The following is a 22,442-nucleotide window of genomic DNA, read 5'->3' as shown; positions in this document are numbered from 1 at the left end:
ACAAGCACATCGAGGTGATCGTTCGCCAGATGCTGCAGAAGGTTGAAATCACCAATGGCGGTGACACCACTTTGCTGGCCGGCGAACAGGTCGACCGCGAAGAGATGGATGCGATCAACGCCAAGCTGCAGCCCGGTCAGCAGCCTGCCGAAGGCAATCCTGTCCTGCTCGGCATCACCAAGGCGTCGCTGCAAACCCGCAGCTTCATCTCGGCAGCATCGTTCCAAGAGACCACCCGCGTGCTGACGCAGGCAGCGGTTGAGGGCAAGAAAGACGTCCTCACCGGCCTCAAGGAAAACGTCATCGTTGGTCGTCTGATCCCGGCCGGTACCGGCTCGGCAATGAACCGCATCCGCGTGGCTGCAACCAGCCGTGATGCAGCGCTCCGCGCCAGCTATCGCAAGCTGCAGGAAAGCCTGATTGCTCCAGAAACCGCCGCTGAAGAGCATGCGGCCGAACTGGCCCAGGGCCCCGAAGCCGCGCTTGGTGACGATCCGATCGGCATGATGGAGCACACGCCCGAAACCGTTGAGGATTTCGAAGGCGACACCGAGGCATAATCCCCCTCGCAACCAACATATAAAAACCCGCCGGAAGCAATTTCGGCGGGTTTTTTGTTGGGTTATCGTCGCATGGCCAAGTTAGATATCAAGCTCTTTCTCCGCCGCGATCTCGGCTTCCAGCGCTTCATATTGGATGCACGCCTCGCGATCACCATCAGCGCAATCCTTGCGCGCTTCGTCGCGCTTGCGCGCCAGCTTGCCCAGCCGCTCTTCCTGTTTGCGCATTTCCCGTCCGCGCTTCTCATCGGCTTCGGACTGGCTGGTGGTCATCACATCGGCGGTTTTGGAGACTACCTTGATAGGTGCCGTCACTACGTCTCCGACTACCGAAGCCACACAGCCCGGGAGTAAAGCGAACAAGGGCAGAATAATGATGGGGCGCATGCACAATCTCCAAGCTTTTTGCAGAATAGCGCACTCATACTGTCCTGTCTCTGAACATTAGACGCTTTGACATTTGAATTCGGACAAAGCGTGATAGCCTTGCTGCGCCGCGTCTTGGTCGGCGCAAGAGGAGGATGTTCATGAGCAATATTCAACGGGGGATCGCCGAATTTATCGGCACATTCTGGCTGGTGCTGGGCGGGTGCGGTAGCGCGGTAATCTCAGCTGCCTTTCCCGAGGTCGGAATTGGCCTTTTGGGCGTTTCGCTCGCCTTTGGGCTAACGGTTGTCACCATGGCCTTTGCCATTGGCCATATTTCGGGTTGTCACCTGAACCCGGCGGTCACTTTCGGGTTGTGGGCTGGCGGGCGTTTCGACGCCAAAGACATCCCGCTTTATGTGATTTCGCAAACATTGGGCGCGATTGCCGCTGCCTTCACGCTGTTTGTCATCGCGACCGGCAAGGCAGACTATTCGCTGGTGACCAACGGCCTTGCCGCCAACGGGGTGGGTGAGGGTTCACCCGGCGGTTATGCGATGATGACAGGCTTTCTGGTCGAGCTGCTGCTGACCTTTTTCTTTCTGTTCGTGATCATGGGCGCGACCGATGCCAAGGCACCGGCAGGCTTTGCGCCGCTCGCCATCGGTCTGATGCTGGCATTGATCCACCTGATCTCGATTCCGGTGACCAACACCTCGGTGAATCCGGCGCGCAGCACTGGCCCGGCGCTGGTCGTGGGCGGGTTGGCTTTGCAACAGCTTTGGCTGTTCTGGGTCGCGCCAATCCTTGGCGGCCTGCTCGGCGGTTTCGTCTATAAGGAACTGAACAAGACTGCGGCTTGAACGAAACTAACCGACGAGGCGCTGTGCCATGGCGCGCACCTCGTCGGCCATGTCGGGCCGGGAAAGCGCCACAGCCAGATTGGCCTCGATATAGCCTGTCTTCGACCCGCAATCATAGCGTGCGCCATCAAAGGTGACCGCGTGGAAGGGCTGGTTGCCGATCATCTGCGCCATCGCGTCGGTCAGCTGGATTTCACCGCCCGCACCCTTGCCCTGATGCTCAAGCACGCGCATCACCTCCGGCTGCAGGATATAGCGACCAGAGATGATCAGGTTTGACGGCGCAGCCTCGACCGCAGGCTTTTCAACCAAGCCTTTGACCTCGGTCAGCTTGCCTTGCGCGCTGCCGGGATCAATCACGCCATAGCTCGACACCTGTACGTGCGGCACTTCAAGCACGCTCAGCAAATTGCCACCGACGCGTTCATATTCCTCCACCATCTGCGCCATGCAGCCGGGCGAGCCGTGCATGAACTCATCGGGCAGGAAAATGGCGAAAGGCTCATCCCCCACAATATCGCGCGCGCACCAGATGGCATGACCCAGCCCCATCGGTTCCTGCTGGCGCACATAGGCGCAATTGCCGGGCCCCAAACGGGTCGGTTCCAGTACGGAAATATCCTTGCCGCGATCGGTCATCGTCCGCTCAAGCTCATAGGCGATGTCGAAATGGTCCTCGATCGCGCTTTTGCCGCGACCGGTGACGAAGATCATCTGCTCGATGCCGGCTTCGCGCGCTTCATCGACCGCATATTGGATCAGCGGGCGATCGACCACCGGCAGCATCTCTTTCGGGATCGCTTTGGTTGCAGGCAGAAAGCGTGTGCCAAGTCCGGCGACGGGAAACACGGCCTTGCGGATGGGTTTGTGCGTCATGCCCTAAACCATAGCGAAACATGGTTAAATGTCTATGATACCAGCTTTTCGGCAAAACCCTTTTTAAGCTTCGCGAGCTTGGGTGGAATTACGGCAAGGCAATAGGGATTACGCTGACCTTCGCCATCCCAATAGTCCTGATGATAATCCTCGGCTGGATACCATGTGGCAGGCCCTTCGATGGTTGTGACTATGGGCGCTGGCCAATCGGCTTGGGCGCGAACGATAGCCGCCTCGGCCTCGGCGCGTTGCTCATCGTCGAGCGGGAAAATTGCCGAGCGGTACTGCGTTCCGATGTCGTTGCCCTGCCGGTTGAGCTGGGTCGGATCGTGCGTCGCAAAGTGGATATCGAGCAGGTCGGAATAGCCGATTACGTCCGCGTCATAGCCTATGCGGATCGCCTCGGCATGGCCGGTCGTACCACTGCACACCGTCTTGTAATCCGGATTTTCAACGCTTCCGCCGATATAGCCGCTTTCCACCGACTGGACGCCATCCAGTTGTTTGAACACCGCCTCGGTGCACCAGAAACACCCGCCTGCAAAAATTGCCTCAGCCACTTGTCGCTTCCTTTGTCAAACGTGCAGCCTCCTTCTTTTCCTCACGGCCGCGTACCACGAGCAGATACATGGCGGGCGTGACGATGCGCGACAAGAGGGTCGAGGAAATAAGTCCGCCAATCAGCACGATTGCCAGCGGGCCATAAAGATTGCCCCCGAACATCGCGAGCGGCAGCAGGCCACCGATGGCGGTAACCGAAGTCAGGAGCACCGGCAGGAAGCGCACCTCGCCCGCTTGCTCGATGGCGTCGCGCAGTCCCAGCCCACGCTCGCGCAACTGCGAGGTGAAATCGACCAGCAGGATCGAATTTTTGATCTCGATTCCGATCAGCGCAACAAAGCCGATCACGGCGAGGAAGGAAAGGTTGTTCCCCGTCACCAGCAGGGCGATCAGGCCGCCAAAGGTTCCGAGCGGGATTACCCCCGCGACCACCAGCGCCTCGCGAAACTCGCCGAATTCCGCAACCAAAATGCCGAAAATGATGAACAATGCGATGAGGATGACCGGGCCGAAGCCGGAGAAAGTATCGTTGATCTTCTCTGCCTCACCACCGACCCGGATGGAATAGCCGAGCGGAAGTTTGATCTTGTCCAATTCCGCCTTGGCCGCTTGGGTGATTTTCGAAGGCAGCGCACCGTCCTGGGTTTGTGCGGTGATCTCCACCGTCCTTTCCAGATTGCGGCGCGTGATTAACGGCGCCACCGCGACCAGCTTCGGATCGGTAATCTCGCCCAAGGCAACCGGGGCACCTGCCCGTGTAGCTACATAGATTTGGTCAAGCGCGGAAACCGGCTGGGTATTGTTCAGTGGCAAGCGGACGGTGACCGGATAGCTATCCCCTTCATTGTCGCGGAAACTGCCGGCCCGTTCGCCGGATAGCGCCAGCCGGATGATCCGACGTGGCGATCCAGCCGGAATGTCGAGCAAAGCGGCCTTGCCCTCGTCAATCTGCATATCAAGGTCGAGCCGGTCGGTGGCCACCGGATTTACAATATCGCGCGTTCCCGGCACCTTGTGCAGGCTTTCCTGAACCTTTCCGGCCAATTGCTTCAGCACCTCCAAGTCTGGGCCGACCACGCGAAATTCGACGGGTGCGTTTATAGGTGCACCGTTCTGGAAGAGCACCAACCGCACCCGGGCACCGCTGATCTGGTCAAGCTGTTTCCGGATCCGCTCGACCATCGCCATGCTTTCCTGCCCGCGCCATTTGTCCATCACGGCGAGCACTTCACCAATGGTGCTGGTCTCTGCAGTTTCAAAGCTGTTGTAAAAAACTGACGGGTTTTTGCGGCCAACATTTTCGGCGCGAACCTGTATCGAAGGCTCCTTCGCCAGGATTTCCGATACCTTGCGCACAATCCGGCCGGTTTCATCAAGGCTGGAACCTTGCTCTGCCTGCACCGTCACACGGAAATAGGATGAATCGGCGTTGGGAAACAGGCTGAATCCCAGAACAGGCACGAGCGCAAATGCTCCCAGCGTAACAGCCAGCGCGCCCCATACACTTCGTCTCGGATTTTCAAGCCCCTTGTGCAGCACAGGCCGGTAGAAACGATCGATCTTTTCCATCAACCAACGCAGCAACGCATTGCCATGTTCATCACCGTCGCGCTTGAGCAGCCGGCTGGCGAGGAAGGGAATGATTGTGAGCGAGATGACCAGTGACGCGGTCACGGTGAAGATGATCGTACCGATGAAGCTCATCGTAAACTTTCCCGCTCCTTCGGGCAGGAAGAGCATCGGGACGAAAGCAAATACCAGGACGCCGGTGGAGCCCAGCACCGCAAGGCTGATCTCCCTGGTCCCGTCTATGGCGGCCTGCACCCGTTCCTTGCCCATCCGCAAATGGCGCGAGACATTTTCAATCACCACGATCGAATCGTCGACCAGCAGGCCAAGCGACAAGATGAAACCGGCCACCACCAACTGGCTGAGGTTAAAGCCCATGGCATAAACCGCAACCAGTCCCGAGGCGAGCGAGAGCGGGATCGAAACCATGACAATCACCGCAGCCCGCCAACCCAGCGGCAACAGCGTGATCAACACCAGTGCAAGCGCGAGCGAGAAATCGCGCGCCAGTTCGGCGAGCCTCTTTGCGATGTCGCGGCTCTGGTCGAATTGCAGCACCACATCAATGTCGGGCGGGAGCACTTTCTTCTGGTTTTCCAGCTCGTCTATCAACGCGTTGCGCAATTTGGTAGCGTCAGTCCCCGCCTTTTGGTTGGCGGTGATCCAGATTGCCCTTTTTCCATTGTGATAGACCCGCGATCGCGTTTCTTCCGCGCCCCAGAAGACATCGGCGACATCGCCGACGCGCAGGATCGTGCCTTCGTTCGAACGAAGCGGCAGGTTGCGAATGGTATCGAGCGATTTGAACGCCCCGCCTGCCTCGACATTGAAGCGTTTGGTGCCGCTGACCACGGCGCCGCTCGCAACATCAGCACCGCCCAGCTTCAGCGCATCGGCGACACTGCTCGCTGGCAGGCGCAATTCGGCAAGCCGTTCGGGCTTGATCGCAACTGTAACCTCGGGCTGCGACAATCCGTGCACTTCGGATTCACGCACCGCCGTATAGCGCGAAAAGGCCTCTGATATGTCGCGGCCATATTTTTCCATGCGCCGCCAGCTCGCCGTCTCGCTGACCAGCGCGATCTGCAATACAGAGGCATTGGTGGTCCGCATCTTCTTGAAATCGAGCCGGGCCAGATCGGCGGGCAGCCTGCTACGGATCGCCGTCACTTCGCGGACGGTATCATTGAAATAGCGATCCGGATCGCCCGACCAGTCAAATTCGGCGCGGATGACGGCGCTGCTGTCATTGCTGGTCGAAACGATTTCTTTGACGTCCTCCAGCCCCTGCATCAGCTCTTCAATGGGTTTGGCGACCGTTTGCTCCATCTCCTCGGCATCGGCACCGGGCTGGACTGCCGTGATGACAACCACGGGCAGCGGGAAGTGCGGGTCGACCGCGCGCGGAATAGATGTAAAAGCCGAATAGCCGAGCGCGATCAGCAGGCTGAACATCACCAGCGTCAGTTGCCAGCGGCGAATGGCAAATTCGGTGACGTTCATCCGCGCACAGCCGGACCCGCAATGTGCCGCATATCAACCGGGCGCCCGCGTCATGCGCACTTTGGCGCCGGTGCGCAACTTCTCTGCGCCGGATGTCACCAGCAAGTCGCCCTGCTTCAGCCCGCCGGTGATGATAACGAATCCGTCGGTCACCCGTTCAATGGCGACATTGCGGGTTTCGACCCGTTCGGTCTTGGCATCGACAATATATACCAGCCCTTCATTGGCACGCATGCCAAAGATCGCACTCGCCGGAATCTGCAGCGCGCCGTCGTCACCCGCGGGCAATTTGATACTCGCCGTACCAATCTGGCCGGATTTGAGTTGTGCCGAAGACGGAAGACTGAATTGAACGGTGAACGCACCCGTCGCCTGATTGGCGCGACCATCAATCTCGCTGATGGTCGCGGTAATGGGGGCAGAGCCCAAAGCGGGGAGGCTGATTTCCGCAGCCATACCGATGCGTAGTTTCGACGCGCTGCGATCGATGACAGGCGCGCGGAAAACGAAACCGTCATCGCCTTCGCCCAGGATCAGCGCCGGTGTTCCGGCTGCAACCACCTGCCCCGGCTGGACGTTGCGCATCAGCACGACACCATTTGACGGGGCATAAAGTTGGGCCGTACCCCGCGCGAACCCGGCCTGGGCAACGCGGGCCCCGGCAGCCTTGGCTGCAGCTTCGGCTGCTTCAAAGCGTGATTTGGTGACCCAGCCGTCAGCATATAATTGCTTGATGCGTTCGAACTCGGCCTGCGCCCGGCCGCGTTCGGCCTCGGCCACATTCAGGTCGGCCCCGACGCTGGTGGTATCGAGCGCAGCGAGCAAAGCGCCGCGCTTCACATAATCGCCTTCCTCAAACCGGACGGTTGCGACCTTGCCCGGCGTAGTAAAACCCAGCGGCGTTTCGCGGCGATAGCGCACCGTCCCGACGGCGCTGATCGTTTGCAGCATGTTGCTCGGCTGAACGGTCAAAACCTGAACGGGGAAGATCTCTTCGCTTATTTCGGTTTTGCCAGCTTCCTTCTCGCCGCAGCCATATAGCAGCGGCGGCAGTAAAAGTGCAGCGATAGCAAGGCGATGTGCGCGACAGGCCACGTTCCCTCCCATTATATCCTTGGTTCCACTTGGTAGGATAATCGAAGCCGCAAGGGAACAGTCGATTGCATTTCGCAATCGAAATTATTGCTTCGCCCGATGCGCCGCCAGCAAGGGCGGATCTCGCCTGCCTTCAAGGGCGGGTAACAACGCCATCTGATCAATCTCCGCACGCAACATTGCGACCCGTGTCTGCCAGCGATAATGGGTTGGCGCGCTGAAAATGCCGAGGCCCGTAGCCTTGCCATAGCGTTCCCAGAAGGTGATCGCTGCTTCCGGATCATAGCCCGCATTGGCCATCAGCCAGACCGAAAGCCGGTCGGCTTCCGCTTCGGTGGCTTTAATGACTTTGGTCTTGCCGCTTTTGGTTGCCTCGATCAGTGGGCGATGATCGAGCAAATTATGCGCCATTTCGTGCGCGACGACCGCTGCCAATTCATCGTCATCCGACACATATTCGATCAGTCCGCTGGTCACGCGCACACGCGCCCCGTCAGCACCTGCGTCGCGTTTCGGGCGAACATCGACCCAGAAATCGGAGGCACAGATTGGTGGAGGATCAAGGATAAAATCGCGCCGACCGGTTGCAGTGTCGATCTGGAAGGCGATGGGCCGTCCTTCCGAAAGGCGGGTCATAAACTCTTCGCGCAGCCTATCAATTCGCTCCGACGAGGGGCCGGATTTTACCGGCCTAGGGTCGTACCACACCACACTTCCGTCGACACCGAGAAGCCCATCCCCTGCTGCCAGACCTGCCTGTTCCGCAGGCCCATCTGCAACCAGCGCGGCAATGCTAATTGGCTGTCTGAAAGTGAAGGCGCGGCGGGCAAGGCCAAGGTCAGGATATTGACGTTCATCGTGCAGCACCCAGCCCGGATTGCGCCATCTGTTCCGGCAAAAGTCTGCGCTGCCTTTGGCCAGATGGTAGCCAATGGTCGCAAGCCGCAAATCCTTGGCGATCAGGTCTTGATAAGCAGTTTTGACCGAGTCCTTGGGCGATTCTTTTTGTGTAGCCACGAGTGCACCGGTGAAAGCCATAGCGGCTAGGACAGCGGCAACCAGTTTCACGCTGCCGCCCTGCGCAGCCGGTCATTGATCGCAACTCCGATGCCTTCATCAGGGATCGGCGCAATGGCTATTGAGACACGATCGCTTGCATCCGCGGTGTGCAAGGCATCAAACAGGCGCGCCGCCGCTTCGGCAAGGTCGCCTTCGGGTGACAGATTATCGTCTCCGGTCGTGTCGCCAAATCCGATATGCCATTCGCCAGGTGCTGGCAGGGCAGCATTGAGCCGAACCGGTTTGGAAGGCGCATAATGGCTCACCAATTGGCCGGGAGCCTCGATTTTCGCTTCAGTGACCGGCAAGGGCGGTTCTCCGAGAAGCTCGGATATTTCGGCCAAGGTGACTGGCCCGGGACGCAACAATTGCCAGCCATTTTCCCGCACCGCGACGATGGTCGATTCAAGACCCGCGCTGCACGAACCGGCATCGAGAACCAGCGGCATGGCATCGCCGAAACTGCGCGCGACATGCTCTGCTCGCGTCGGGCTGATCCCGCCGCTGCGATTGGCCGAGGGTGCTGCAAGGAATAGCCCGCTCTGTTTAAGGACAGCCTGCATCACCGGATGGGCGGGGCAGCGGAGCGCAATTGTCGGCAATCCAGCCGTTACGGCTTTCGCCACCGGCGCACCGGGTTGCAACGGCAGCACCAGTGTCAACGGCCCTGGCCAGAAATGAAAAGCCAGCATCGCCGCCCGCTCGTCGAATTGCGCCAGTTGTTCCGCCGCTGCATGGTCGGGCACATGGACAATCAGCGGATTGAAATCCGGGCGTCCCTTGGTGCGATAGATATTGGCAACGGCTTCGGCGTTGGACGCATCTGCCGCCAGCCCATAGACCGTCTCGGTGGGAATCGCGACAATATCGCCCGCGCGCAGACGCTCCACCGCCTCTGCTATTGCGGCGGAGTCGGCCTTCGCTATCCGGCCATGTCCTAGGGGATTTGAGCCTGCCATCATACCGCGCTATAGGCCGGGAAATCCGCAAGCAACAGGCCCCAAAATGACATTCACCGCACCGGTTACCGAACAGCTTTTCGTCCTCAAGCACATCACCGGCATTGATGCGCTTTCGGCGCACCAACGCTTTGCCGACGCCAGCCCCGATATGGTGGAAGCAATTGTCGGCGGCATTGGCGAATTTGCCGCTGCGGAATTCTATCCTTTGCGCCGGATTGGCGACACCGTGGGCGCACGACTGATCGATGGGCAAGTGGTCATGCCTGAAGGATTTGTGGATGCCTATAAGGCCTATGTCGCCAATGGCTGGGGTTCTATCAACGCGCCGGCAGATTTCGGCGGGCAAGGCCTGCCGTTCAGCCTTGCGACTGTTGCGCTCGATTCGCTGGGGGCGGCGAATATGGCCTTCGCGCTTTGCCCGATCCTGTCGGTCGGTTCGATTGAAGCGATCAACCATCATGGTTCGGACGCGCAAAAGGCAATGTTCCTGCCGAAGCTGTCGACCGGCGAATGGACCGGCACAATGAACCTGACCGAGCCACAGGCGGGATCGGATGTCGGCGCGCTTAAGACAACAGCAACGCCGCGAGGGGACGGCACATACCAGATCAAGGGACAAAAAATTTACATCAGCTTTGGCGATCATGACATGGCGGGCAATATCGTCCACCTCGTGCTCGCGCGCACACCCGATGCACCGCCGGGAACCAAGGGAATCTCGCTCTTCCTCGTTCCCAAATATCGTGTGAATGAAGACGGCTCATTGGGCGAGCGCAATGACATCAAAGTCGTGTCGATCGAGCATAAGATGGGCATCAATGCTTCGCCCACCTGCGTTCTCGCCTTTGGTGATGAAGGCGACTGCATTGGCGAGTTGATAGGCCCGGAATTTGGCGGGATGCGCGCCATGTTCACGATGATGAACAATGCCCGCCTCAATGTCGGCCTCGAAGGCGTGCAGATTGCCGAGGCTGCCACGCAAAAGGCGGTCGCATTTGCCCGCGAGCGCGTCCAATCGGCCCGCGCAGGCGGAACCAGTCGCGATTCGGTCCCCATAATCGAGCATCCCGATGTCCGCCGCATGCTGATGCGGATGAAGGCGGGGACACAGGCGATCCGGGCATTGCTCTATTGCGCGAGCGGTTTCGTTGACCGCGCGGCATTAGGTATCGAAGGCGCGCAGGAAATGGTCGATCTTTTGACCCCGCTGGCGAAAACCTATGGCACCGATATGGGCAGCGAAATCGCTTCGCTGGGTATTCAGGTCCATGGCGGTATGGGCTTTATCGAAGAAACCGGCGCGGCGCAGCTCTATCGCGACATCCGCATCGCGGCGATTTACGAAGGCACCAATGGCATTCAGGCCGCCGATCTTGTCGGGCGCAAGCTCGGCATGCGCAGCGGCGATGCCGTGCGCGAGCATCTGACGCGTATCGGACAGGAAGCGGCCGAACATGCCGGGCTCAAGGCACTTGCCGGCGCCTGCACCGAAGTTGCCGAATGGATGATCGGCAGCGCGTCGACTGATGACAAGCTGGCTGGCAGCTATCCCTTCACCACGATGATGGCGGTTGCGACCTGCGGAAGCCTGATGGCGAAGCAGTTACGCGTGGCCGAAGCCGAAGGCGGCAATTCGCCATTCCTGAAGGCCAAGATCGCCAGCTGCCGCTATTATCTCGATGTGATGGTGCCTGAAGCGCTCTCGCTGAAAGGTAGCGCTATGGCGGGGGCGGACTTGCTTTATGCATTGGATGTCGAAGGGCTTGCAGCCTGACCTTCTGCCGTTGCAGTCCCTAAACAATGTCACCCCGGACTTGATCGGCGGTCCATGGTCCGAAATGTCGGCTTAAACCTTGGCCTCAGACCATGGATTCCCGCTTTCGCGGGAATGACAATAGGTTATGGTGGGAAAGTGACCGACAACAGCGAAACCCTCCGCCGGATAGCCGAAGCGCTGGAACGGCTCGCGCCGCCAACGGGCGAACCGGCTGACCTTTCTGCCCACCCTGCCTATCATTGGGACGGCCAGGTGCTCGCAGCCGTTGCCACTTTCGCACCGCTGCCTGAAAATCTGATCGTCGGCGTCGACCGGCAAAAGGAAGCCATCACCGTAAACAGCCGCCGTCTCGCACAAGGTCATGCCGCGCATGATGTGCTGCTCTGGGGCGCTCGCGGCATGGGGAAGTCTGCTCTGGTCAAATCGGTGACTGGCGCTTTGCGGGCAGACGGATTGCCTCTCGCATTGGTCGAAACCACGGCGGACCAGCTGGCCAGCCTGCCGCATTTGTTCGCATTGCTCAACCAATCGGACCGCCGCTTCATCCTGTTTATCGACGATATGGCGTTCGAAGGCGACGATGCGGGCCCGCGTCGCCTGCGTTCGATGCTCGAAGGCGGATCAGAAGCACGGCCCGCCAATGTCCGGCTCTATGTCACTTCGAACCGGCGCAACATAGTCGAGCGGCGGCAGGATGAAGAGGATGCCGCGGTGAACGCCCGCGATGTCGCCGATGACCGGCTCGCCCTCGCCGACCGCTTCGGACTCAAGCTGGGCTTCCAATATCCCGATCAGCCCGCCTTCCTGAAAATGGTCGCCGCTTATGCCGCGCATTTTGGACTGGAATGGGAAGAGGCCGATGCACTCGCCTTCGCCCACCAGCGCGGTGGTCGCTCCGGTCGCATAGCTTGGCATTATGCGGTGGAACTGGCCGGAAGGGCCGGTCGCAGCCTCTAAAGCGCCTTTTCGTAAATCCGGTACACCTTGTTCACCTTGCCGCCGACGGCCTCGCCCACAGAGACCATCGGTCCGTTGGACGACAATACCCAACCGAAATCGCCCCGCGTCGCACCAAATTTGGCAATCGCGTCGCGGCGGATATACTCGATCAGCATGAAGGCCAATTGGCTTGCGGTGCGGGTGCCCTGAAGCTTTTTGACTACGCCCATCAACGGCACGCGCATCGTCGTCACCTGCGGCTTGCCGACATTGAGCCACCAGAGCAGCTTCGCCCAGTTAAACGGCCAGAGCGAGCCGCCATATTTCACAAGCTGCTCGTTCAGGTCGGGAATGGTCATCATGAAGGCTACCGGCTCGCCATCTATTTCGGCGACACGGATAAGGTCTTCGAAAACGATGGGCTTCAATTTCTTCCCCGCATAGGCGACCTCTGCCGGAGTAAAGGGGACAAATCCCCAATTGTCGCTCCAGGCATCATTGAGGATCGACAGGATAAGCGCCGCCTCTTGGTCGAACTTGCTCTTGTTGACCCGACGGATGTGAATCTTCCCACTCTTCTCACCCATCGCGACAATGCGATTGGTGAGTTCGGGGAATCCCTGATCGATAGGCAATGCGTAGGTGAAGAGATCTTCGACCTTTTGGTGCCCTGCGGCTTCGATCCACACCTGATAGGCGGCGCTGTTGAAGCCCATCATCACCGTCGGCGGATGGTCATGCCCTTCGATCAACAAACCCGGCTCATCCCACATCGCGAAGCTGACCGGACCCAGCATCTTAGTCATGCCTTTGGCGCGTAGCCATTTTTCCGCCGCAGCGAGGAGTGCATTGCCGATCTCGGCGTTTTCAGCTTCGTAAAATCCCCAGAAGCCGGTGCCGGGGCCCATGCCCTGTTCGACTGGCTGCTTGAGTGCGAGATGGTCAATATGCGCCGAAATACGACCAACCACCTGCCCGGCGCGGCGCGCCAGGAAAAGCTGGGCTTCGGCATGTTCGAACCAGGGGTTCTTGCCGGGTGTCAGCAGGCCGTAAACCTCATCCTTCAGCGGCGGCACCCAGTTGGGATCATCGGCGTAAAGGCGGAAAGGCAAGTCGACAAACTCCGCCAGCGCCTTCTTCCCTGCCACCGGTGTGACCCGCACTTCACCTGCCTGCATAAGTTCAATCCCTGTCCATTATTGGCGGCCTTATGCTGCGCAAGTGCGCGAAGGGCAACCGGTTACAGCCGCAACTTGACCGCGAGTTTGCCCAGCCCCTGCTTATCCTCCGGCAGCAAACCCCAGCGCAGTGCGACCCACAGACTCGGCCAGAAGAGCGCAAAGAGCGAGAGCGCCCTTACACGCTGGCCAAAGGGCACAAGCACTTCGCCGACGCCCCAAAGAAGCCCGATGCAACCTGCGCCAGCGACCAGCGCGCGCACGAAACCATGCCCGAACGGGGAAACGCGGTCGGCCCAATAGAGCTCGGCAATCGCCAGCAGCGCCGTGAACACTACGGCAGCGGAAACGGCGATGGCCATTCCCGTCGCGCCCATGTCCGGCACCAGCCAGATACCCAGCGCCAGCCAGATGGCCAATCCCGCTAGGCTGTTGGCGAGCGGGAGGCCTCGATGACCGATCATTTCAATGATAGGCGTTGCGGGGCCCAGCGCCGCCTCTGCCGCACGGGCAGCGAGCAGGATGACAAGCACCATCAGGGCGGCCTCTGCACCAGGTGCGAAAGCGGTCAACAGGTCAGCGGCTATCAGGATGAGGAAGCCTGCCAGAGGCACCGCAAGCAGCAGCGAGATATGGGTCGAGAAACTGTACAAAGGCGCAATCTCTTTGCGGTCGACTGCTGCCTGCGCTGATGCCAGCGGCGCAAGTACATAGAGGAAGGACTGGCGCACGATCAGCGGGATTGATGCAATCTTTCGAGCGATGCCGAAAAGTCCGGCCGCTGTGGCTCCGCCCGCGCCGGGGATCATCGCATTCAACAGGATCGGTGGCAGGTCGTTATAGGCACGGCGGGCAAGAGCTGGCGGCAGCATCGCAAAACCTGTCGCCAATGTTTCAGCGCGCAGAGACGGCGGCAAGGGTGCCCGCAAAAGCAAGGCCGGATCATAATAACGGGCCAGCAATTTCCAGCTCAACCATGCCGTCAATGCCAAGGAGGCGAGATGGCCGAAGAGCAGGCCCTCAAATCCCGTCCCGGCGAAAAAGAAACCGGCGGCAAATATTAAACGCGCCACCTGCTCCCAGAATATCCGCAAACGGATTTCCGGCCCGAAGGCACGCATGGCGCGTGCAGCAGCCGTGGCGGTTTCGACGAAGATCCATAGCGGTAAGCTCCACGCAAAGATGGCGATGGCCTGAGGGAGTTTCGACGCATCGCCGGGTGCACTGGCGACCCAGCCCGCAAGCATTGGCGCGGAGAGCGAGATTGCCATCGCAGCGACGATGCCGAGCCCGGTGCTCGCCACCAGCGCAAAGCGAACCGCCCCATGCTGGTCTTCGCGGCTTGCGCTGGCGGGCACGATTCTTTGCAACGCCTGCCCCAGAGCCAGATCGAGCAGGTTCGCCAATATGTTCACCGCTGCCCAGAGCACGACATAGACGCCGTAACCTGTAAGCCCGAACATCCATGTATAGGCCGGCTGCGAGATCACCTCGATCAGCGCCCCCAGACGTGCCACCGCAGCAAGGCCCGCCCCTTTGGCAACATCTTTTCTGTCGATGGTCTGTGCCTGTGCCTCGACCAGCGCCTCTTCCTGCGGCCCGCTCATTAATAGGTTTCGGCACCAGCCCACGCCCCCACCCGACCTCCCAAACAGTGTATGCTATGGGAGGTCGGGTGGGGGCGTGGGCTGGTGCCGCCAAACTTCGAATAACGCCCGCTCATTATTCCTCGGTGCGAACGAGCACCGTCTCACCAATCAGGAGAAACAGAAGAAAAGGCGCCCAAGCGGCGATGAAGGGTGGGTATGCGCCCAGATTGCCCATCGCCAGCGCGAAATTGTCAGCGACGAAATAGGCAAAGCCCAAGGCCATGCCGATTACGGCACGCAGGAAAAGTGCGCCTGATCGCGCAAGGCCGAAAGCGGCCACAGCCCCTAACAAAGGCATCAGCAACGCAGATAGAGGCCCTGATATCTTGTGCCACAATATGCCTTCGAGCGTGTCGGTTCTCCGCCCCGCTGCCTTGAGGTCGTCAATCGCACGCATCAACGGCAGGAAGCCCAAAGCGTCACCATCGACCTTCAGTCGATTGAACCGTTCCGGCTCTATACCGCGTCCAACGACCAGTTCAGGCAACTTTTCCTGCTCGGCCTTTGCGACGTCAAAAATTTCAATATTCTCAAGCTTCCATGCGCCGTCGCTGAGTCTGCCTGTTTCTGCCTGAATGACCCGTTTCAGGCTGCCGTCGGCGCGCTGGTAAACACGAATGCCCTGCAATTGGGTATCGGCGCCCTTTCCTGAAACGGTGCGCACCTGAACCAGATCACGGCCCTCGCGCACCCAGACATTGGTGCGGATGCCATCATCCTTGGGCACAGGGCCATATTCGACATCCTGCCAGACCTTCAGTTTCGCGGTTGCGGGGGCGACCACCGTTTCATTGAACGCGAAAGACACACAAGCGACAACCAAGCTGGCCGCCAGCATCGGCACCAATATTTGATGTGCCGAAAGGCCTGCTGCCTTCATCGCCACGACTTCGCTGTTCTGGCTGAGTGTCGCAAAGGTGATCAAAGTCGCCAGCAACACCGAAAAGGGCAGGAAGCGCGCAATGATCTGCGGCGCGCGCATCCCGACATAGCGCCAAAGGTCAGACTCGCTGTTACCCGCTACCGAGAGGATCTTGCCGCTTTCGCCGAGCAGGTCGAGCGTCTGCAACACCAGCACCAGCATCAGCAGCACCGCAAGGGTGCGGACCAGAAACAGCCGCGCCATATACCAACCGATCTGACGGGACGGAAAGAATTGAAGCCGCACCGATCAAACCTCCTGCGCCAACAGCCGCGACTTGCGACGTCCAAAGTGGAACAGCTTCTTGATCGATTTGCCCGCTTTGGCAGCAAAGACCTCCAGCGCGCCTATCGGCTGGCCTCCCGGTACATGCGCGATGACATGGTACATCCAGAAAATCAGGGCAGCAAAGGCGAAGCAGGGCACCCACAATGCCACGGCAGGCGGAACCTGCCCCAGGGCACCCAGCGATTCTGCATATTCATTTATCTTGTGATAGGTCACCACCATCACGATCGACAGGAACACCCCTAGCGCTGAAGTCGACCTTTTGGGTGGTATCGCCAGCGCTAGCGCCAGCAGCGGCAGCAGGAACATCATCGCCACTTCAACCAGCCGGAAGTGGAAATTGGACCATGCCGCGTTGCGCTCACTTTTGGGTCGCTCCATGTCATTGCCCACTTTGACCAGCTCGTTCAGCGTATATTCGCGATCCTTGCCACCTCGCCCACGAAACTGTTCTATCTGCGGCAGATCGATGGGAACGTCATGGCTGGAAAAGCTGAGGACACGGGCACTACGGTAATTGGGAGCATCATGTACCAGCGTTCCGTTGGTCAGCCGCAGGATAATTGTATCGGGATCATCAGTACGCAGGAACTGCCCCTTTTCCGCTGTAACCGAAATCGACTGACCCTTTTTATTCTCTGCAAAAACAAACAGGCCCGAAAGGTCATTACCCTGATTGCGGCTTTCCTCGATCCGCACCGTCAGATTATCGCCCAGATTGTTGAACTCGCCGACCTTGATCGACGCACCCAACGCGCCCGAGCGAAGATCGAACCGCAGCTCTTCATACAAATAGCGCGAAGTGGGCTGCACCCAGCCGACGATGGCAAAATTGACCAACGCGAGCCCGATGGCGAATAGATAAGGCACACGCAACAGCCGCCAATAACTTTGGCCAACCGCCCGGAATATGTCGATTTCAGAGGTGGTTGCGAGCTTACGGAATGCAAGCAATATCCCCAGCATAAGCCCGATGGGAATACCAAGCGACATATATTCAGGGATCAGATTGGCGAGCATGCGCCAGACGACGCTGACCGGGCCGCCTTCAGCGGCAACGAAATCGAACAGACGCAGCATCTTGTCGAGCAGCAACAGCATCGCGGCGATCACCAGCGTGCTGAGAAGGGGTAGCAGGACAAGCCTTGCAATATAGCGGTCGGTGGCGGTCAAAAATTTCAACTTATGGTCGCCCTGTCACCCTAATTTGGCCGCAAATCGTCCCGATATACCCGATCAAGATCAGGAGCAATATCGTTGGTCGTAATATGATCAACGCAAATGGTACGGAGTAGTTTCAGCAATGGCACGTTTCATTGCCGCTTTCGCCGCCGCCGCCGCGCTCGCCATGACGGGTACGGCCTCGGCCGGAAGCGTGATTTCTAACGATATGAGCCGCTGCAGTGCCGGTCGGGGCCCTGCAGTGAAGGTGGTTGTACAGGGTGTCAAAAGCTCGACGGGCAAGATGCGCGTCCAGAGTTATCCGGCAACCAAGGCTGCGTGGCTGACCAAGGGTCGCTGGTTGCAACGCATCGAAACCGGCGCCCGCGCCGGCACGATGAGCTTTTGCCTGCCGGTGGGTTCCGCAGGCAATTATGCCATCGCGGTTCGCCACGACAAAAATGGTAATGGCAGCACCGACATCTCGTCCGATGGTGGCGGGTTTTCGAACAACCCGTCGATCAATGTGCTCAACCTGGGCAAGCCTTCGGTCGGAAAAGTCAGCTTTTACGTGGGTTCCGGCGTAACGACGGTTACCATCAACATGAAATATATGTGAGGTTCCAGGGGGTAATTTGGCTCTAGTCGCGCTTCTTTCCAATCCGCATTCGACCGGCAACAAGAGCCTGTTGCCGCAAGTGCGGAGCTTTTGCGCGAAGAACCCCGATATCTTCCACTATGAGGTTGAAGAGATAGGCCAGATTGCCCGCGCACTTGAAATGATCGCGCGCGTCAAGCCCAAGGTGCTTGTCGTCAATGGCGGAGACGGAACCGTTCAGGCGGCGTTGACCGAGCTCTATCATGGTGGCCATTTCAAAGGCACGCCGCCCCCTGTAGCGGTGTTACCCAATGGCAAGACAAACCTGATCGCACTTGATCTGGGTGCAAGCGGGGATGCATTGCAGGCATTGGCCGACATATTGGAACTGGCGAAGGGCGACCTGTCGGGCCATGTCGTCGCGCGCGAGCTGATCGCGCTGTCCGAAGGTACCGACAATGTTCGCCCCGTGATCGGCATGTTCCTTGGCGGGGCCTATCTCGCCGAGACGATTCTTTATTGCCGCAACAAAATCTATCCGCTGGGCCTGCCCAACGGTATCAGCCATGTTATTGCCGCAATTGCCGCCATTTTCACGGTGCTGTTCGGCCTGAAAGCGGATTTCCTGCCGCAGCGTACCGAATCAATCCGGATCTCGCTGATCCGCGACGGTGAGCTCAAGGGGCGCTTCTCGGTACTGATCGTCACGACGCTCGAAAAACTGTTGCTCGGCGGGCGCGTGCGCACCGAAGGCAGCGGGCATCTGAAGCTGATGGCGGTTGATCAAGGCCCCTGGGTGCTGTTGCGCATGATAGGCGCATCCTTGCTCGGCCTTTTGGGCAAACGGCGCATGGATGGCATCCACATCAGCAATGGCGATATCATCCAGATTGATGGTGGTCGAAGCAATGTGATCCTTGATGGCGAAGTGTTTGAGGCGGGCACCGATCGGCCAATTGTGCTCCGTTCGACCCCGCCAGTGCCGTTCCTCAAGCTTGCCGCCTGAGGCATCGCACAGTCCGCAAAAAGGCGCTAAGGCCGTCCTATGTCTCCGCTCGCACAGCTTGTCGCCGAAGAACTAGCGCAGCCGGTTGACCCGCGCGTAAGCAATATGGCCAAGGCGCTGGCCGCCAAATATCCGGACGCTTCGAAGGCCGTATTATTCTACGGAAGCTGCCTGCGCGAAAGCCAGCTCGACGGGCTGATGCTCGATTTCTACTTGATCGTTTCAGACTATGAAGCGGCCTATGGCGACAGCTGGCTGGCACGGGCCAATAGACTTGTTCCGCCCAATGTCTTTCCATTCGAACATGACGGGCTGATGGCCAAATATGCGGTGCTGAGCGAGGCGGACTTTCGCCGGCTGAACAGCCCTGAAACCCGCAATGTCTCCGTCTGGGCCCGCTTTGCGCAACCATCACGGCTGGTGTGGAGTGCGGATGCCGATGCTCAAGCAAAGGCGATTGATGCCGTTTCGCGCGCCGCGCCAACTTTGCTCGCGGCAGCCGGTTCAATTGACGGCGAAGCACCGCTCGACTGGTGGCGCCGTGCCTTTGCGCTTACTTATTCGGTCGAACTGCGCGCAGAGCGCAAAAGCCGCTCCAACTCGGTGGTGGACGCAGACCCGGCACGCTATGAGCAATTTAGCGCGCCAGCCATTACGGAAATTCCGTCGGACGCGACTGGCGGGGGATGGGCAAGGCGCCGTATCGAAGGCAAATTGCTTTCGGTCGCGCGACTTGTCAAGGCAGCCTTCACCTATTCGGGCGGGATCGATTATCTGGCCTGGAAGATCAACCGCCATGCCGGCACGCAGATCGAGATCAAGCCCTGGCAACGCAAATGGCCACTCGTGGCGGCCTTCGTGCTGGTTCCCAAATTGCTTGTCAAAGGCGCAGTTCGCTAGACTTTGCGCCGTTTGGATAGAACCGTAGTGCTGAGCCTGTCGAAGCACGCCCAGCCGACAAACGCCCTTCGACAGGCCCAGTGCTACGGTGATGATTCAACTGGACAAGGGCAACTCTAGCTCCGGAAAACGACGGTCTTGCTGCCGTTGAGCAGCACCCGGTCCTCCAGATGGTCACGAACGGCGGCGGCGAGCACGCGACTCTCGATATCCCGTCCCTTCGCCACCAGATCCTCGGCAGTATCGGCATGGCTGACCGCCTCGACATCCTGCGCAATGATCGGGCCTTCGTCGAGGTCTGCGGTGACATAATGCGCGGTCGCGCCGATCATCTTAACCCCGCGCGCATGCGCCTGATGATAGGGCTTGGCACCCTTGAAGCCGGGAAGGAAACTGTGGTGAATGTTGATGCAGCGGCCAGAAAGAAAGGCGGCGAAGTCGTCTGATAATATCTGCATGTACCGCGCAAGCACCACCAGCTCCGCACCCGTTTCGGAGATTAGCGCTTTGATTGCGGCTTCCTGGTCAGACTTGGTATCTGGCGTAATTGGAAAATGGTGCCAGGCAATGTCGCCGACCAGCGAGGGTTTCGAGGCATCGCGTGGATGGTTGGAGGCGATCGCCACCACATCCATCTTCAACTCCCCGACCCGCACGCGATAGAGCAGGTCTTCGAGGCAATGGTCAAATTTGGAGACCATCAGCAACACCTTGCGCGGCGCATCGGCATCGCGGATCTGCCAATGCATGGCCAGCCGATCCGCCAAAGGCGTGAATTGTGCTCTCAGGGCATCAGCATCAGGCGCACCCGGCAAAGCTTCAAACACCACCCGCATGAAGAATTGCGCATCTTCACGGTCGTTAAACTGCTGCGATTCAAGGATGTTGCAGCCATGGTTGGCAAGGAAGCCGGAGACAGCCGCCACCAGACCCGGGGCATCCGGGCAGGATAAAGTAAGGGTGTAGCGCTTCGTCATCGCTGCAAATCAGATGATGCCGACAGCCTTGCCCGCACGTTCGAACCGGCCAAGAATGTCCTGCACCTGCTCGCTGGTGTGCTCGGCGCAGAGTGAGCAGCGCAGCAGCGTCATACCGGCAGGGGTTGCTGGCGGTCGAGCCAGATTGACATAGAGCCCTTCCTTCAGAAGCGCTTCCCACATCATCGCGCCGCGTTCCAGATCGGGCATGATGACGGCGATGATCGCCGACTGCGGTTCATCGGTACCCAGCTGGAAGCCAAGATCGCGCAGCCCCTTGTGCAGTGTCTTCGAATTTTCCCACAGATGCGCGCGCTTGTTGCTGCCATGCATCAGCTTGCGCACCGATGTCGCGCTCGACGCCATCACGCTCGGCGGCAAAGCGGCGGTGAAGACATAGGGTCGGCAGACAAGGCGCAGGATTTCGAACTTGGGATGGTTCGATACGCAAAACCCACCCACGGTACCGACACTTTTCGAAAAAGTGCCGATGATGAAATCGACATCGTCGATGCAGCCCTGCTCCTCGGCAACGCCGCGGCCATGCTGCCCGATAAAGCCCATCGAATGGGCTTCATCGACCAGCACCATCGCGCCGTTTTCCTTGGAGATGCGAACCATCTCCTTGAGCGGCGCGACATCGCCGAGCATCGAATAGACGCCTTCGAGGACGACCAACTTGCCCGCTTCAGCAGGAAGACGTTTTAATCGCTTCTCCAGCGCCTCGATATCATTGTGGCGGAAGGCGACGATTTCGGCATCGCCCATCTTGCAGCCATCATAGATTGACGCATGGCTGTCGATATCGAGGATGATATAGTCGCCCTTGCCCGCAATCGTGCTGATAATGCCCAGATTGGCCTGATAGCCGGTCGAAAAGACCATTGCATGGTCCATATCGTAAAATTCGCGCAGCGCGGCTTCGACATCCCTGTGCGGATCGAATGTGCCGTTCAGCACACGGCTTCCTGTAGTGCCTGCGCCGAAATCATCAAAGGCCTGCTTACCTGCCGCGATGACATCCTCATCGAAGGTCATCCCCATATAATTATAGGTGCCAAGCAGGATTGTTTCCCGCCCGTTGCAGATCGCAACGGTGGGCGACAGAACCTTTTCCATCACCAGGCTGAACGGATCAGTAACACCGGTGGAAAGCAGCGCGCGACGCTGTTCGATCAAGGGGTCGAATTTGGAAAACAGGTCAGTCATAAATCATCCCAATTTCGTCATCCGAACTTGTTTCGGGATAACACGCAAGGGTGGCTCGCTATCCTGAATAAGTTCAGGATGACGATAGTTGGAGTCTATTCAGTCAGCTTCAAAACCGCATCGACCAACTGGCCGACATTTTCGATTTCGGCCTGCATGTTCATGGTGATCACGATGTCGAATGTGTCTTCAACCTCGGCGACGAAATCCATGACGGTCAGGCTGTCCCATTCAAGATCGCCGGCAAAGGTCGTTGCATCACTCAGCTCGACGCCTTTCTTGTTGAACCGCTCGATCAAACCCTTGAGCTTGTCGAACATTTCGCTGCGGTCGGTCATATATTGTCCCTAACTATAGTCTGTTGCGCCATTGCCAGCCGAATGAGGCGGCAAAAGGGCGATTTCTGGTCCCTATCGATTACCGG

Annotated in this window: 20 protein-coding genes and 1 pseudogene; 7 read left to right on the top strand and 14 right to left on the bottom strand. The window is 59.0% G+C overall.

Annotated features, from left to right (window positions below; genetic code table 11):
• Positions 1-560, top strand: a pseudogene (locus PKC81_RS08750) (DNA-directed RNA polymerase subunit beta'); the annotation flags it as partial.
• Between the two features lie 81 nt (positions 561-641).
• Here the strand turns inward: PKC81_RS08750 and PKC81_RS08745 are convergent.
• A complete protein-coding gene (locus PKC81_RS08745; protein ID WP_324335141.1) occupies positions 642-947 on the bottom strand; it encodes a hypothetical protein in 306 nt (101 codons plus the stop codon).
• Between the two features lie 140 nt (positions 948-1,087).
• On the opposite strand from PKC81_RS08745, the gene aqpZ reads away from it, so the two are divergent.
• The gene (gene aqpZ / locus PKC81_RS08740; protein ID WP_324335139.1) at positions 1,088-1,789 is read left to right on the top strand and encodes an aquaporin Z; all 702 of its coding nucleotides are present in this window, start codon (positions 1,088-1,090) and stop codon (positions 1,787-1,789) included.
• 6 nt (positions 1,790-1,795) lie between these two features.
• On the opposite strand, the gene galU is transcribed toward aqpZ, so the two are convergent.
• The 6 genes from galU to PKC81_RS08710 all read right to left on the bottom strand — a co-directional run bounded on the left by galU (position 1,796) and on the right by PKC81_RS08710 (position 9,411).
• Entirely contained in the window at positions 1,796-2,665 is an 870-nt protein-coding gene (gene galU / locus PKC81_RS08735) for a UTP--glucose-1-phosphate uridylyltransferase GalU (RefSeq protein ID WP_324335137.1), read from the bottom strand.
• 32 nt (positions 2,666-2,697) lie between these two features.
• Positions 2,698-3,225 (bottom strand): peptide-methionine (S)-S-oxide reductase MsrA, encoded by a 528-nt coding sequence (gene msrA / locus PKC81_RS08730; protein WP_324335135.1) that lies wholly within the window; start codon positions 3,223-3,225, stop codon positions 2,698-2,700.
• Positions 3,218-6,298, bottom strand: a complete 3,081-nt coding sequence (locus tag PKC81_RS08725) for an efflux RND transporter permease subunit (RefSeq protein WP_324335133.1) — start codon at positions 6,296-6,298, stop codon at positions 3,218-3,220. The genes msrA and PKC81_RS08725 overlap by 8 nt, the downstream gene beginning before the upstream one ends.
• Positions 6,299-6,331: 33 nt before the next feature.
• The gene (locus PKC81_RS08720; RefSeq protein ID WP_324335131.1) at positions 6,332-7,405 is read right to left on the bottom strand and encodes an efflux RND transporter periplasmic adaptor subunit; all 1,074 of its coding nucleotides are present in this window, start codon (positions 7,403-7,405) and stop codon (positions 6,332-6,334) included.
• 72 nt (positions 7,406-7,477) lie between these two features.
• Positions 7,478-8,461, bottom strand: coding sequence for a M48 family metalloprotease (locus tag PKC81_RS08715; RefSeq protein ID WP_324335129.1), 984 nt, complete (start codon positions 8,459-8,461; stop codon positions 7,478-7,480).
• Positions 8,458-9,411 carry an L-threonylcarbamoyladenylate synthase gene (locus PKC81_RS08710; RefSeq protein ID WP_324335153.1) on the bottom strand — a complete coding sequence of 318 codons (954 nt, stop codon included), beginning with the start codon at positions 9,409-9,411 and terminating at the stop codon, positions 8,458-8,460. The genes PKC81_RS08715 and PKC81_RS08710 overlap by 4 nt, the downstream gene beginning before the upstream one ends.
• 46 nt (positions 9,412-9,457) lie before the next feature.
• Between PKC81_RS08710 and PKC81_RS08705 the strand changes: the two genes are divergently transcribed.
• Together PKC81_RS08705 and PKC81_RS08700 are read left to right on the top strand one after the other, a co-directional pair.
• Positions 9,458-11,188, top strand: coding sequence for an acyl-CoA dehydrogenase (locus tag PKC81_RS08705; protein ID WP_324335127.1), 1,731 nt, complete (start codon positions 9,458-9,460; stop codon positions 11,186-11,188).
• A gap of 114 nt (positions 11,189-11,302) precedes the next feature.
• Positions 11,303-12,148 (top strand): ATP-binding protein, encoded by an 846-nt coding sequence (locus PKC81_RS08700; protein WP_324335124.1) that lies wholly within the window; start codon positions 11,303-11,305, stop codon positions 12,146-12,148.
• Here the strand turns inward: PKC81_RS08700 and PKC81_RS08695 are convergent.
• The 4 genes from PKC81_RS08695 to lptF all read right to left on the bottom strand — a co-directional run bounded on the left by PKC81_RS08695 (position 12,145) and on the right by lptF (position 17,349).
• On the bottom strand, positions 12,145-13,308 hold the full coding sequence (locus PKC81_RS08695; protein WP_324335122.1) for an N-acetyltransferase: 1,164 nt from the start codon (positions 13,306-13,308) through the stop codon (positions 12,145-12,147). The genes PKC81_RS08700 and PKC81_RS08695 overlap by 4 nt on opposite strands.
• 62 nt (positions 13,309-13,370) lie before the next feature.
• Positions 13,371-14,915, bottom strand: coding sequence for an oligosaccharide flippase family protein (locus PKC81_RS08690; RefSeq protein WP_324335120.1), 1,545 nt, complete (start codon positions 14,913-14,915; stop codon positions 13,371-13,373).
• 115 nt (positions 14,916-15,030) lie between these two features.
• Entirely contained in the window at positions 15,031-16,125 is a 1,095-nt protein-coding gene (gene lptG / locus PKC81_RS08685) for an LPS export ABC transporter permease LptG (RefSeq protein WP_324335118.1), read from the bottom strand.
• A 3-nt stretch (positions 16,126-16,128) separates the two neighbouring features.
• On the bottom strand, positions 16,129-17,349 hold the full coding sequence (gene lptF, locus PKC81_RS08680; RefSeq protein WP_324335116.1) for an LPS export ABC transporter permease LptF: 1,221 nt from the start codon (positions 17,347-17,349) through the stop codon (positions 16,129-16,131).
• 166 nt (positions 17,350-17,515) lie between these two features.
• Between lptF and PKC81_RS08675 the strand changes: the two genes are divergently transcribed.
• Genes PKC81_RS08675 through PKC81_RS08665 form a run of 3 tightly spaced genes read left to right on the top strand, consistent with a single transcriptional unit; the run spans position 17,516 to position 19,832 of the window.
• On the top strand, positions 17,516-17,947 hold the full coding sequence (locus PKC81_RS08675) for a DUF2141 domain-containing protein (RefSeq protein WP_324335151.1): 432 nt from the start codon (positions 17,516-17,518) through the stop codon (positions 17,945-17,947).
• A gap of 16 nt (positions 17,948-17,963) precedes the next feature.
• The gene (locus tag PKC81_RS08670) at positions 17,964-18,932 is read left to right on the top strand and encodes a diacylglycerol kinase family protein (RefSeq protein WP_324335114.1); all 969 of its coding nucleotides are present in this window, start codon (positions 17,964-17,966) and stop codon (positions 18,930-18,932) included.
• Between the two features lie 39 nt (positions 18,933-18,971).
• Positions 18,972-19,832 carry a hypothetical protein gene (locus PKC81_RS08665; protein WP_324335112.1) on the top strand — a complete coding sequence of 287 codons (861 nt, stop codon included), beginning with the start codon at positions 18,972-18,974 and terminating at the stop codon, positions 19,830-19,832.
• A 116-nt stretch (positions 19,833-19,948) separates the two neighbouring features.
• On the opposite strand, the gene purU is transcribed toward PKC81_RS08665, so the two are convergent.
• The 3 genes from purU to PKC81_RS08650 form a co-directional block, all read right to left on the bottom strand.
• Positions 19,949-20,809: a formyltetrahydrofolate deformylase gene (gene purU / locus PKC81_RS08660; protein WP_324335110.1), complete on the bottom strand. Its 861-nt coding sequence runs from the start codon at positions 20,807-20,809 to the stop codon at positions 19,949-19,951.
• A gap of 9 nt (positions 20,810-20,818) precedes the next feature.
• Positions 20,819-22,018, bottom strand: a complete 1,200-nt coding sequence (locus tag PKC81_RS08655) for an aminotransferase class I/II-fold pyridoxal phosphate-dependent enzyme (protein WP_324335107.1) — start codon at positions 22,016-22,018, stop codon at positions 20,819-20,821.
• A gap of 95 nt (positions 22,019-22,113) precedes the next feature.
• On the bottom strand, positions 22,114-22,356 hold the full coding sequence (locus PKC81_RS08650; protein WP_324335105.1) for an acyl carrier protein: 243 nt from the start codon (positions 22,354-22,356) through the stop codon (positions 22,114-22,116).
• Between the last annotated feature and the right edge of the window lie 86 nt (positions 22,357-22,442).

Origin of the sequence: Sphingorhabdus sp., assembly GCF_035329025.1 — a bacterium.
In the GTDB taxonomy this organism is placed as follows: domain Bacteria; phylum Pseudomonadota; class Alphaproteobacteria; order Sphingomonadales; family Sphingomonadaceae; genus Sphingorhabdus_B.
The sequence above is the reverse complement of the archived record's forward strand: the minus strand, read 5'-3'. Positions and strand labels throughout refer to the sequence as shown.

Coding starts and splice junctions, on each gene's coding strand:
- PKC81_RS08745 (WP_324335141.1), bottom strand. CDS start 947: ATGCGCCCCATCATTATTCTGCCCTTGTTCGCTTTACTCCCGGGCTGT.
- aqpZ (WP_324335139.1), top strand. CDS start 1,088: ATGAGCAATATTCAACGGGGGATCGCCGAATTTATCGGCACATTCTGG.
- galU (WP_324335137.1), bottom strand. CDS start 2,665: ATGACGCACAAACCCATCCGCAAGGCCGTGTTTCCCGTCGCCGGACTT.
- PKC81_RS08725 (WP_324335133.1), bottom strand. CDS start 6,298: ATGAACGTCACCGAATTTGCCATTCGCCGCTGGCAACTGACGCTGGTG.
- PKC81_RS08720 (WP_324335131.1), bottom strand. CDS start 7,405: ATGGGAGGGAACGTGGCCTGTCGCGCACATCGCCTTGCTATCGCTGCA.
- PKC81_RS08710 (WP_324335153.1), bottom strand. CDS start 9,411: ATGGCAGGCTCAAATCCCCTAGGACATGGCCGGATAGCGAAGGCCGAC.
- PKC81_RS08705 (WP_324335127.1), top strand. CDS start 9,458: ATGACATTCACCGCACCGGTTACCGAACAGCTTTTCGTCCTCAAGCAC.
- PKC81_RS08700 (WP_324335124.1), top strand. CDS start 11,303: ATGACAATAGGTTATGGTGGGAAAGTGACCGACAACAGCGAAACCCTC.
- PKC81_RS08695 (WP_324335122.1), bottom strand. CDS start 13,308: ATGCAGGCAGGTGAAGTGCGGGTCACACCGGTGGCAGGGAAGAAGGCG.
- PKC81_RS08690 (WP_324335120.1), bottom strand. CDS start 14,915: ATGAGCGGGCCGCAGGAAGAGGCGCTGGTCGAGGCACAGGCACAGACC.
- PKC81_RS08675 (WP_324335151.1), top strand. CDS start 17,516: ATGACGGGTACGGCCTCGGCCGGAAGCGTGATTTCTAACGATATGAGC.
- PKC81_RS08665 (WP_324335112.1), top strand. CDS start 18,972: ATGTCTCCGCTCGCACAGCTTGTCGCCGAAGAACTAGCGCAGCCGGTT.
- purU (WP_324335110.1), bottom strand. CDS start 20,809: ATGACGAAGCGCTACACCCTTACTTTATCCTGCCCGGATGCCCCGGGT.
- PKC81_RS08655 (WP_324335107.1), bottom strand. CDS start 22,018: ATGACTGACCTGTTTTCCAAATTCGACCCCTTGATCGAACAGCGTCGC.
- PKC81_RS08650 (WP_324335105.1), bottom strand. CDS start 22,356: ATGACCGACCGCAGCGAAATGTTCGACAAGCTCAAGGGTTTGATCGAG.